Source organism: Nesterenkonia sp. AN1, assembly GCF_000582475.1.
GTDB lineage: Bacteria > Actinomycetota > Actinomycetes > Actinomycetales > Micrococcaceae > Nesterenkonia > Nesterenkonia aurantiaca.
In genome coordinates this window covers 129,569-141,387 of sequence record NZ_JEMO01000019.1, presented here as the reverse complement: position 1 = coordinate 141,387, position 11,819 = coordinate 129,569, and the positions used below count along the sequence as shown (strand labels likewise).

The window sequence follows — 11,819 nt, the reverse complement described above, 5'->3', positions numbered from 1 at the left end:
ATACCGTGGGGGCATGCGCTGGCTCCACACATCGGACTTCCACCTCGGTCGAGGCTTCCATGGACACTCCCTGCGCACCGAACAGGAGCAGATGCTCGAGACGGTCTGCGCCGCGGTGACCGAGCACCAGGTCGATGTGGTGCTGATCGCCGGAGACGTCTATGACCGCGCGCTTCCCCCCGAATGGGCCGTCGCCGCCCTGGAAGAGACGCTGCAGCGGCTGACCGAGAGCGGGACCCAGGTGATCATCACGCCGGGCAACCACGATTCCGCCCAGCGGCTGGGATTCGGACGCGCCCTGATGCGCGGTTCAGGCGTGCACATCCGCAGCTCCCTGAGCGACTCATGGTCCCCGGTGGAGGTCCGCGAGCCCGATGGCGGCAGGACGCTGGTCTATGGCATCCCCTACCTGGAGCCGCAGCTCTTCGCGCCCAGCCTAGGGCTGGACCGCGGACACCATACCGGGGTCACCGCAGAGGTGATCGAGCGCATCTGGGCGGACGTGGCTCGGCGTCGGCAGGCCGCCGGCGAGCCGACAGCGTCTGAGGTCTCGGAGCACACCACAGAGAAGCCCGGGGTGAGTCCCGGCGCGGAGCTGAAGGTGGTGCTCATGGCGCACCTCTTCGCCGCCGCTGGGGCAGCCTCGGACTCCGAGCGCAATATCGGCGTGGACGCCGCGGCCGGAGATCAGCCCACGCACCACCAGGACAGCATCGGCGGGCTGTCCGTGGTGCCCCTTGAGCTCTTCAACGGCTTCGACTACGTCGCGCTGGGCCACCTGCATGGGCGTCAGCGGCTCTCCGAGACCGTACGCTACAGCGGATCCCCGCTGCGGCTCTCCTTCTCTGAGACCCGACAGGCCAAGGGAGCCTGGCTCTGGGACTCGAGTTCGGGAGAGCAGGCCCAGCCGCTGGACTGGAACATCGGGCGGCCCCTGGCGCAGCTGGAGGCGACGCTCGAGGAGCTGCTGAGCCCGGACACGGTGGCGGCGCACGAGGAGTCCTATGTGCAGGTCAGACTTACCGATCCGGTCCGCCCGGCACGCGCCTTCCAGCAGCTCCAGGAGGTCTACCCGTACATGTCCTCGTTCTCGCACACCGGACGCCAGGACGCCCCACACCGGACCTACTCGGCGAAGGTGGAGCAGGCACGCACCGACACCGAGGTCATCGACGGATTCTTGGAACACGTGCGCGGCGGACGCGGACCCAGCCTTGAGGAGTCTCACCTGATCTCGGGGACTCTGCAGGCGGTGCGGCCATGAAGCTGCACCAGCTCACCCTGCACGCCTTCGGCCCCTTTCCCGGCACCGAGATCATCGATTTCGACCGGCTCGGCGCCGACGGGCTGTTCCTGCTGCGCGGACGCACCGGTGCCGGCAAGACCTCGATACTTGACGCGGTGACCTTCGCGCTCTACGGAGACGTCCCGGGTCAGCGAGACAAGACCCAGCTCAAGAGCACCCACGCGCCCGCCGAGAGCGAGCCCCATGTGCAGCTGGAATTCACCCAGGGCGGGCGGCGCTGCCGCGTCTGGCGCTCACCGCACCACGGCCGCCCCCAGAAGCGCGACCCGAGCCGCCAGCGCGAGGTCGGGCAGCGCGTCGTCGTCGAATTTCTCCAGGACGGAGCCTGGCAGCCCTACACCTCCGGCATCCAGGCGGCCAATGATGAGATGCAGCGCATGCTCGGACTGGACCTGCACCAGTTCACCAAGGTGATCCTGCTGCCCCAGGGGGCCTTTGCGCACTTCCTGCACGCCAGCAGCAAGGATAAGCAGGACCTCCTCGAGCGTCTCTTCGACACGGATCGGTTCACCCTGGTGGAGAAACACCTGCGTGAACTGGCCCGGGAGGCCGAGCAGCAGCTCCAAGCCAGCGACACCAGGATCGCGATGCACCGGGAGAACCTGATCCAGGCCGCGGTGGCGATGCTCCCAGCCCCCGCGGACGCCGAACCGGGCGGCCCTGCGCCGGAGGCTCTCGCAACGGGCGGACCTGCGCCGGAAGCTCCCGAAACGGGCGACCCTGCGCCGGAAGCTCCCGAAACGGGCGACCCTGCGCCGGATGCTCTCGCAATGGACGGCACTGCGCCGGAAGTCGCTCCGCCGTCGACACCCGAGGCGCCAGTGGCCGTCCCGGAGCAGCCAGGGCTCCGGGAGGCAGAGCTTGCAGAGCTCAGCCCGGCGGAGCTGAGTCCCCGCGTGGCTCGGGCCATCGAGACCCGGCACGCCCAGCTGCAGCGCAGCGCAGCGGCGGCCGACGCGGCGGCTCAGCAGGCTTCCACCGCGTTGGAGGAGCTGCGAGCCCGCGAAGAGACCCTGAGTCGGTTCGCCGACCATGCCGAACGGCGTGCGGCCCACGAGGCGCAGCGCGAGCACATCTCGATGCTGCGCGCACAGCTGGATCGGCACGAGTCGGCTGCGCAGATCCAGACCTGGTTCGATGCCGCCGAGGAGGCCGCACAGGAGCACCGGACCGCGGGCGCGACCGCCTCGACGACGACCCAGGAGGCCGAATCGAGCCTGGGCGGGTTCGCAGCCCTGCAACCCGAGGAGGTCACGCCCCGCGCCCTGTTCGCTGAAGACCAGGAACCAGCGGCCGCGGTGGTCCTTGCGGCCATCGAGGAGCTGATCGCGCTGCGCGCCAGGCTCTCCGGGGCCGACGCCGAGAAGCTCGAGACCCGACTCACCCAGCTGCGTGAGGCTCAGACACAGACCCTGCAGCAGCAGGAGCAGGCAGAGGCCGAGGCCGAGGCCCTGTCCGGGGAGCAGGAGCGCCTCCGCGCCGCGCACCAGGCTCTGCAGACTGCGCTCGAGGATCCAGAGGAGTTAGAGGCCGCCAGGGATGTGGCCCGCGCTCACGCCGACCTGCTCGCGATCCGCGCGCAGACCCAGCGCACCCGGGATGCGCTTCAAGACCGCTGCGCGTCCTGGCGGGAACGCCAGGCCGAGCGCGAACGCGCTCATGACCAGGTGCAGGACCAGCATCGAGCGCGGCTGCAGAGCTACCTGCGCAGCATCGCCCTGCAGCTTGCCGGCGAGCTCGAGGACGGGGCACCCTGCTTGGTATGCGGCTCCACCGAACATCCCGACCCTGCCGGTGACCAGGACCCGTCCATCACCCGGGAAGAGGTGGAACACACCCAGCTTCAGCTGCAGAACGCCCGGGATGAGCTCCGCGAAGCCCAGATCGAGCTCCGCAGCCTCAACGCACAGCGCGACGCGGTGCTGGTGGAGCTCGCGGACTCCGCTGAGATCCCGATCGAGCGCACCGAGGAGGAGCTGGCACAGGCTCGCGAGGCGCTCACCCTCGCGGAGCAGCGCAGATCGGAGCAGCGCAAGCTGCGAGAACGCCTGGACGCCAGCGTCGCCGAACGGCGGCGCGGCGACGCCCGGCACACGGAGGCGCAGCACCAGGCGCAGCAGGCCCAGGCGACGCTGAAGCACCAGCGGACCCAGATCGCTGAACTCGAGGCGGCGCTGGCCGGACTCCGCGGACGCTACGATTCGCTGCGTCTGCGCCGCGAGGCGCTCGAGCGGGTGTTGGAGGAGCTGCGAACCTCGCAGCGGCAGATCGAAGCGGCCGACGTTCTGCGGTCCCACCGGGATCGTGCCCAGCGCAGCGCCGCCGCCGAACTGGAGGCCTCGGTGTTCACTGACCGGGCCCATCTGCAGGGCGCCCAGCTGGCCCAGGAGGTCCGGGACAGTCAGCACCAGAGCCTCCAGCGCTGGGACGAGCTGCAGCGGCAGCTCGACTACGAGTCCGAGCAGGAGGTCATCCGGGCTGGCAGGCGTCGGCGTGACGAGGGTCAGACCCGGCCGGAAGCTGCGGAGCTCGACACCGCAGCCGAGGACAGCCTCGCCGCAGCGCAGGCCGCAGCGGACGCGGCGGCGGCGGTGCTGCGCTTCGACACGCAGCGTGAAGCTGTGGAGGACATGAGCGCCAAGCTTCTGGGCGCGCTGCGGCATCGTGACGCGGCACTGGGAGAACAGCGCATGAGAAGCGAGCTGGCCGCAACCATCAATGGTGCAGGTCCCGAGAACTCCTTGAAGATGACGCTCACCACCTACGTCCTGGCAGCGCGCCTCGAACGCGTCGCCGAGGCGGCCTCCCGACACCTGGCCACGATGTCTGAAGACCGGTACCAGCTGCAGCACAGCGACGAGGCGGGCGGTCGTGGGCTGCGCGGACTGGAGCTGAAGGTCCACGACGACCACAGCGACGTCGAACGGCCCACCTCCTCGCTCTCGGGCGGCGAGACCTTCATGGCCTCGCTCTCGATGGCGCTGGGCCTCGCCGAGGTGGTCCAGGCCGAGTCAGGCGGAATCGGTATGGAGTCCCTGTTCATCGATGAGGGGTTCGGCTCGCTGGATGAGGACACGCTGGAACATGTGATGGCCGCCCTGCACCGGCTCCAGGGCGAGGGCCGCAGGGTGGGGCTGGTCAGCCATGTCACCGAGATGCACCGAGCAATCCCGACCCAGCTGCGCATCCACCGCCGCCGCGCCGGGTCCACCACCGAGATGGTCATCCCGTGAGCGGCCGGTCCGGGCTGAGCACGACGGTCTCTCTGGCTGCCCGGATGCCCGGGCCGTTGCTGCCGGTGGGCGTCATGATCGCCGCCGCCGCCAGCACCGGGTCGATGTTCACCACTGCTACGCTCACCGCCTCAGCGCTGGTCGGCCTCTCGATCTCCGCGCCCGCCGCCGTGGCGAGCGCCGAGCGATTCGGTGTGCGCAACGTTCTGCTGAGCAGCGCCATCGCCCATGTGCTGATGCTGGTGCTCATGATCAGCAGCGTGGAGCGACTCACCCAGGCAGATACGCTCACCTCCGACGCGACCATCTACACGTTGCTGCTGGTCTGCGCGCTCCTGGCTGGTCTGAGCACGCCAGCCGTGGCCAGCTTCAGCCGCGCCGGCAGCTCGGTTCGGCCTGCGGGACCTCTGGTGGGGGCCCTGCTGCGCAGGGAGGCCAGGCTCGACGACGCGGCCCTGATCACCGCGCCAGTGATGCTGGTCCTGCTCAGCTTCAGCTTCGGGCCCACCGTGGGCCTGCTCAGCTCAGCGGTTCTCACCGCGATCGCGGTGCCGATCTATGCCGTGGACCGGGAGCATCCGCTCGAGTCGCCCAGCGACTCCGCACGGCTGCCCCTGGGAGGAGCGGAACATGCCCAGCAACAGCTTCTGGAACACCACGGACTGGGCGCCGAGCAGCCCAGGAACGTCATCTCCTGGGCCACAGGGATCAGCGCGGCGATCCTTCTGGCGGCGGCGGTGGGCCTTGTCCTGGGTGCGCTCTGGATCACGGCGTTGGATGCCGCGCAGACCCTCCAGCGCTCCAGCTGGTTCGCGGTGACACTTGGGCTCATGGCGACCGCCGGAGTTCTCTGCGCCCGATGGAACCCCTCGAGCTTCACCGCGCCGCTGACCCTGCGCAGACGGCGGCTGCATGTCATCGTGCTGCTGGCCTCCAGCCTGATCCTGCTGCTGTTGGCGATGGGGCTTCCCCAGGGCCTGGCCTCGCTGGTGGTGCTCAGCGTGATCGTCGTGTTCCAGGCGGCCGTGCTGGGGCGGCTGGTACTGGGACTCTATGCCGGTCTGGCCGTCGGAGTGCCGGCTGTTCGGTTGCCCACCGCGCTCACCGCCGTCGCCGGGGGAGTGCTGCTGGGGGCAGCGTTGGGCCTCACCCTGGCAGGGATCGCCTCCGATGAGATCGGCGGAGGCGCTTCGGGCGCGGTCGCCGTGGCGGGAAGCGCACTGGCCGTCGGCGTGGTGTTCTCCGACCGGCTCTGGGGCAGCCCCGGTTCCAGCGCCGGATCCCGCTCCAGCCCCCGGCCGGGCGTCGGGATCAGACCCAGATCCCAGGCGGATCAGCCGGACACACAGGGTCCGCGAGAGTGAAGCCTGGGCTCAGCCGGTCTGCAGGAAGCTGACCACGGCCGCCTTATAGTCGCGTGAGGTCACCGCATTGATGTGGTCACGCTCGGGGATCTGCACGAACGCCGCAACTGCGCCTCGGGCGGTCACCAGCGGGACCAGGGAGGCGGCCTCGGCGGCGATCTCATCCTGCGAGCCGGCCACCACCAGAGTGGGAACCGGGGGCACCGAGGAGGCAGGGTCGTAGGGGTCCGCCGAGAGGCTGAGCAGCAGCTCCACGGTGTGCGGCACATTGGCACCGGGCAGGGCTCCCGCCAGGGTCACCAGGTTGCGCGTCAGGTCATCCACCGGTCGCACGCCCTCCTGCACCCAGAGCCGGGCCTGTTTGGCCTTCAGCGCGCCGAGGCGATCATCGGTGGGGGAGCCACCCATGACCAGGTGCGTGACCATCTCCGGGTGGGCCGCGCTGAACTCCCAGGCCAGCCGAGAGCCCAGCGAGTACCCGTGCACGGCGACCGTCTCGTGCCCCTGCTGGAGCAGGTGCGAGCTGAGATCAGCGAGGATGTCCCGGACCCGGACCTCCACCGGGTTGAGGTCCTGGGAAGCACCGTGCCCGGGCAGGTCCACGGCGATGATGCTGCGCCCGGTCCTCGCCAGCGGGTCGAGCCAACCAGTCTTCACCCAGTTGAACAGCGTGCTGCTGGCAAAGCCGTGGATCAGCAGCACCGGTGGCCCGGTGGGGTCCTGATGGGTCCAGGTGTGCAGCGTCAACCCTGCTGGGGTCCGCACAGACTCCGGGGCCGGAAACTCAAGACGCGCCACGGATCAGGGCTGCAGCTGCAAGGTCGCGACGGTCTCTGCAGTGATCTCGGAGAGCAGTCCCGGCTCCTCGTTGAGCGCCCGCCCGAAGGAGGGGACCATCTGTTCCAGCTTCGGCCGCCACCGGTCCATCTGCGCACCGAAGCACCGCTCGAGCAGGGAGAACATGATCGACGGCGCCGTGGAGGCACCGGGGGAGGCCCCGAGCAGCCCGGCGATGGAGCCGTCCCGGGCGGAGATCAGCTCGGTGCCGAACTGCAGCACGCCCTTGCCCTTCTCGTTCTTCTTCATCACCTGCACCCGCTGACCGGCGGTGATCATCTCCCAGGCCTCCGAGCCGGCGCTGGGGAAGAAGGCATGCAGCTCTTCGAACTTCGAGCTCGAGGACTTGGTGACCTCCTTGACCAGATAGGTCACCAGATCGGTGTTGTCCTTGCCCACCTGCAACATGGGCAGCAGGTTGTGTGGGCGGACCGAGAGCGGCAGGTCCATGAAGGAGCCGCTCTTGAGGAAGTTGGTGGAGAACCCTGCGTAGGGCCCGAACATCAGCGTGCGTCGGCCTTCGACAAAGCGGGTGTCCAGGTGCGGCACCGACATCGGCGGCGCACCGACCGAGGCCAGGCCGTAGACCTTGGCGTGGTGCTGTGCGGCGACGGCGGGGTCGGTGCTGCGCAGGAACTTGCCCGAGACCGGGAAGCCTCCGAAGCCTTTGATCTCGTCGATGCCTGCCCCCTGGAGCAGTCCCAGCGCTCCACCGCCGGCGCCGACGAAGACGAAGCGGGCACTGGCCACGCTGCGGTCTCCGGTGGCCTTGTCCTTGACCTTGATGTCCCACCGGCCGTCCACCCCGCGCTTGACCGACTGGACCTCATGGCCGTAGCGCAGATCCGCGCCGCTGCTGTCCAGATGGGTCGCCAGCTGGCGGGTGAGCGAACCGAAGTCCACATCGGTGCCTGTGTCGAACTTCGACGCGGCGATCCGCTGAGCAGGATCGCGTCCCTCGATCAGCAGCGGGGCCCATTCGGCGATCTCCGCGTGGTCCTCGGTGTGCACGATGTCGGAGAAGAGCGGCTGGGCCTTCATCGCCTCATAGCGGTCCTTGAGGTACTGCGCGTTCTTATCGCCCCAGACGAAGCTGATGTGCGGCAGGCCGTTGATGAAGGTGCGCGGCGAGCCGATCGTTCCCTCTTTGACCCAGTGCGAGTACAGCTGCTTGGAGACGGTGAACTGCTCGTTGATGCCTTGGGCCTTCGCGGTGGAGACCTTGCCGTCGGCTCCGCGGGGGGTGTAGTTGAGCTCGCACAGCGCGGCGTGGCCGGTGCCGGCGTTGTTCCAGGGATCGGAGGACTCCTGGCCCGCCTGGTCCAGGGCTTCGAACAGTCCGATGGACCAGTTCGGCTCCAGCTCCTTGAGCATGGCACCGAGAGTGGTGGACATGATCCCGGCGCCGATGAGCACGACGTCGAACTTCTGCCCTTCGCTGGACTGCTGAGCGCTGGTCGACGATGACTTGGCCACAGAATTCTCCTTGAGTGTTCCCCCTGATGAGACCCGGGGGTGGTACGCGTTGTCCTTGAATCGACTCTACCCGCGCGCGCGCGAGCCCGGGAAATCCAGCACGGCCCGGGGAAGGGACCTAGTCGCTCGGCGTGATGTCCTTGAAGAGCTCGTGCAGCACCGGGGAGATCGGATAGTCAGCCACGCCCCGGCCCAGCGCCACTCCGGAGATCGGATGTACCAGCGGAAGCGCGGGAAGGTCCTCGGCGACCAGGTCTGCAATCTCCCGGTATATGTCATTGCGTGACTGCTCATCATCCTCGCTGCGCGCGTCCCGGATCAGTCCACGGACCTCTGCGGAGTCGTAGTTGAACTCAGGCGTGCGGTGCGAGAACAGCGGTCCGAAGAACGAGTGCGGCGACCGGTACCCGCCGTTGCGGCCCAACAGGTGCATCGCCCGATCATCGTCGCCGAGCAGCGCATCCACGTACCCGTCGTCCCAGGACACCGGTCGGGGCGTGATGTTGAACCCGACCGCCGTGAGGTCCCGCGCGATCGAGGCGAACACCGCCTCCGGGCGCGGGAAGTAACTGCGGGTGGCGTTCATCGGATAGTAGAGGCGCAGCGGTTCACCGTCGTAGCCGGTCTCAGCCAGCAGCTCGCGCGCCTCCTCGACGTTGTAGCCGTACCGGGTGGCCTGTTCCGAGTGCACGCCCAGCGCCGCGGGGGTGAACTGGTAGGCCGGCCGACTGCCTTCCAGGAAATACGACTCGACCAGGGTGCTGAGACTGATGGCGCGCGCCGCAGCCTCACGCACGTCCAGATCTCCCATCACCGGGTGGTCCAGGTTGAAGCCGAGATAGAGGACTGAGAAGGGATCACGCTGCAGGATCAGCCGGCCGGACTGCACCAGCGAACGCAGATTGTCCGCGGTGATGTAGTCATAGACATCGATCTCGCCGCGCTGCAGCTCCCGCAGCCGATCGAAGGAACGGGGGAGCGTCCGCACGGTCACTCGCTCTGCCGGGGGTTCCCCGTCCCAATAGTCTTGGAACGCCACGAGCACCGCCTCGTCCTGGCCCACGCTGAGCACCCGGTAGGCGCCGGTGCCTCGGGGTCGCCGGGAGAGGAGCTCGGGGTCGTTTCCGGATAACACCTCCGCGGAGGCGATCCCGAAGGCGGGCATCGCCAGCGCCTGCGGCAGGAAGACCAGCGGCTCGGAGAGCACGAGCTCCACGGTGAACTCGTCGGCGGCTTCCACCGATTCCAATAAGCAGTCGTCGTCGTCGAAGAATCCGCCGAAGACCGACTCGAAGGCCAGCGTGGTCCGAGCCGGAGCGCCGGAGCCCAGCAGCTCGTTCATCCGGCCCCAGCGCTGAAAGTTCGCGACCACCACCTCGGCGGTCAAGTCGCTGCCGTCATGGAAGAGCACGTCTTCGCGCAGCGTGAAGGTATAGGTCAGCCCGTCACGGCTGACATCCCAGTCCGTGGCCAGCAGCGGGGCGGTGGCACCGGTCTCGCCGTCGATCCCGACCAGGGTCTCGAAGACCTGCCGGCAGACCCGCTCGGTCTCGGTGTCCACCGACAGCGCCGGGTCCATCGACATCACAGAAGAGACCGCAGAGAGCACGACGCTGCCCGATCGTGCCTGATCGGGGCTCTCGGTGGCCCGGGCGGGCACGGGGGAGCCGGGTGTGGATCCGGAAGCGGGCCATTGCAGCGCGCCGGCGGAGCCCGCCAGTCCCAGCGCACCGAGAAAGCGACGGCGCTGCATGGGTGATGGCATCTCGCGTCCTTTCGATCGGCGCAGGACCTGCGGGCTGCTCCTTGGTCGCCGTTCAGACTACCCGAGCCCCTTCCGTGTAGCCCATCTGTGCGCCATGATCGAGCTATGCCAAGGATCCTGGTGATCGGCTCTTCCGGCGCGCTGGGTCAGCAGATCTGCACCGCGCTGCTGACTCAGCGCGAGGTGACGCTGATCAGGGGAGTGCGGTCCCAGGGCGAACCGGGCTCGCGACGAGTCGATGTCCGCGAGGAGATGAGCATCCGTGCTTCGGCCGCAGCGGCGGACCTGGTGGTGGTGGCGGTGCCGCAGGATCAGCCTCGAGTCCAGCGGGTCTGTGCCGCGTTGGGGATTCCCTGCATCGATGTCTCCCACGAAGGCGCGCTGCTGCGCGCCACCCAGCGGGAGCTTGGTGGATCTCCGGTGCCGCTGGTCATGATGTGTGGGGTCTATCCCGGGCTCAGCGGCATTCTGGCGGCCGACCTTGTTTCGACCTTCGATGAGGTCTCTGAGATCCATCTGGGACTGCTCCAGAGCACCAATGCGCTGGTCGGGCCGGTCGGGGTGCGCGACATGCTCAGCAAGATCTCGCAGCCGGTCCCGACCAGGAAGGGCCTGACTCCGGGGTTCAGGCTTCGGCGCAGGATGAGATTCGGTGAGCGGCCGGTCCCGGTGCGGCTGATGCGCTGCGATGAGCGGGAGGTCCTGCTGCAGCGGTTCCGGGCTGGCGAGGTCCGCTACTACACGGGGTGGTCGGACCTCCGGTTCACCTCGATGATCGCCGCGCTGCGCAGGTCGGGTCTGCTGCGGCTGATCACGAGGAGCGGGGTGAGAATCACCCCACGGCATGATCCCTCTGTCCCGGAGACGATCTGGCTCAGCGTGGAGGCGAGCGGACGGCGCGGCGGGGAGCCGGTGACCCGGAGCGTGGGGATACAGGCCTTCAGTGACTATGGAAGCACGGCGCTGCTCGTGGCCGCAGTGGCGAAGAAGCTGCGCAGTGCGCCCGGTCCGCAAGGCGTGCTGGTGCCGCTGGACTTCTTCACCGCCGAGGACCTGCAACGCGTGATCGACGAGGCGGGTCAGACCCAGCATGGGCCCAGGCTCGCGTGGTGCGGGCGGGGGGACTTGAACCCCCACGTCTAAGACACTGGAACCTAAATCCAGCGCGTCTACCAATTCCGCCACGCCCGCAGCTGCCGCTGGCGAAGTACCTGGACTCCTCGCCGCGACGCCTCAGTCTACAGGAGCCTCAGCCCTGAGCCCGGGCCGGCGAGGCCGCGGGGAAAGGGCCAGTGCCCGGGACCGGCGACGAATCAGCTCAGATTCCGGACTGAGGACTCACGGCCTGATTCAGGCGGCGAGCTTCTCGCGCAGACGCGCGACATGGCCGGTGGCCTTCACGTTGTACTGGGCCAGCGCAACCTTGCCGTCCTCGTCGAGCACGATGGTGGAACGGATCAGTCCCTCGACGACGCGGCCGTAGTTCTTCTTCTCGCCCCAGGCGCCGTAGGACTCCGCCACGGAGTGATCCTCGTCTGAGAGCAGCGGGAAGCTCAGGGACTGCTCCTGCGTGAACTTCGCCAGAGCAGACACCGGATCCGGTGAGATGCCGAGGACCGTGTAGCCCGAGGCGGCCAGAGAGTCCAGCGAGTCGCGGAAGTCACAGGCCTGAGTGGTGCACCCTGGTGTCGAGGCCTTGGGGTAGAAGTAAAGGATGACCCGCTGCCCGCGCAGCTGGTCCAGACTCACCGAATCCCCGCCGGCGGCCGGCAGGTTGAAGTCGGGAGCGGTGTCGCCGGTCTCAAGTCGAATGCTCATCGAAGGTCCTTTCAACGGTA

General features: G+C 68.4%; 8 protein-coding genes and 1 tRNA gene. 4 read left to right on the top strand and 5 right to left on the bottom strand.

Going from position 1 to position 11,819, the window contains the following annotated elements; all coding sequences use genetic code 11:
- The first annotated feature begins 13 nt into the window (after positions 1-13).
- From BG28_RS10395 to BG28_RS10385, 3 genes are read left to right on the top strand one after another with little or no spacing between them, the layout of a single operon-like run.
- On the top strand, positions 14-1,264 hold the full coding sequence (locus tag BG28_RS10395) for an exonuclease SbcCD subunit D (RefSeq protein ID WP_036476430.1): 1,251 nt from the start codon (positions 14-16) through the stop codon (positions 1,262-1,264).
- Positions 1,261-4,539, top strand: coding sequence for an AAA family ATPase (locus BG28_RS10390; RefSeq protein WP_036476429.1), 3,279 nt, complete (start codon positions 1,261-1,263; stop codon positions 4,537-4,539). Before BG28_RS10395 ends, BG28_RS10390 begins: the two co-directional genes overlap by 4 nt.
- Complete coding sequence (locus BG28_RS10385; protein WP_133726129.1) at positions 4,536-5,903, top strand: hypothetical protein; 1,368 nt, start codon at positions 4,536-4,538, stop codon at positions 5,901-5,903. The genes BG28_RS10390 and BG28_RS10385 overlap by 4 nt, the downstream gene beginning before the upstream one ends.
- 9 nt (positions 5,904-5,912) lie before the next feature.
- Here BG28_RS10385 and BG28_RS10380 read toward each other — a convergent pair whose 3' ends face one another.
- From BG28_RS10380 to BG28_RS10370, 3 genes are all read right to left on the bottom strand, one after another.
- Positions 5,913-6,650, bottom strand: a complete 738-nt coding sequence (locus BG28_RS10380) for an alpha/beta fold hydrolase (protein WP_051501307.1) — start codon at positions 6,648-6,650, stop codon at positions 5,913-5,915.
- 54 nt (positions 6,651-6,704) lie between these two features.
- The gene (locus BG28_RS10375) at positions 6,705-8,216 is read right to left on the bottom strand and encodes a malate:quinone oxidoreductase (protein WP_036476426.1); all 1,512 of its coding nucleotides are present in this window, start codon (positions 8,214-8,216) and stop codon (positions 6,705-6,707) included.
- Positions 8,217-8,334: 118 nt separating this feature from the next.
- Entirely contained in the window at positions 8,335-9,981 is a 1,647-nt protein-coding gene (locus BG28_RS10370; RefSeq protein WP_084479644.1) for an ABC transporter substrate-binding protein, read from the bottom strand.
- 120 nt (positions 9,982-10,101) lie between these two features.
- On the opposite strand from BG28_RS10370, the gene BG28_RS15015 reads away from it, so the two are divergent.
- On the top strand, positions 10,102-11,124 hold the full coding sequence (locus tag BG28_RS15015) for a hypothetical protein (RefSeq protein ID WP_133726128.1): 1,023 nt from the start codon (positions 10,102-10,104) through the stop codon (positions 11,122-11,124).
- On the opposite strand, the gene BG28_RS10360 is transcribed toward BG28_RS15015, so the two are convergent.
- Positions 11,089-11,172: transfer RNA gene (locus BG28_RS10360), tRNA-Leu, on the bottom strand. The two genes, BG28_RS15015 and BG28_RS10360, sit on opposite strands and share 36 nt — an antisense overlap.
- A 159-nt stretch (positions 11,173-11,331) precedes the next feature.
- Complete coding sequence (bcp, locus tag BG28_RS10355) at positions 11,332-11,799, bottom strand: thioredoxin-dependent thiol peroxidase (protein ID WP_036476424.1); 468 nt, start codon at positions 11,797-11,799, stop codon at positions 11,332-11,334.
- Between the last annotated feature and the right edge of the window lie 20 nt (positions 11,800-11,819).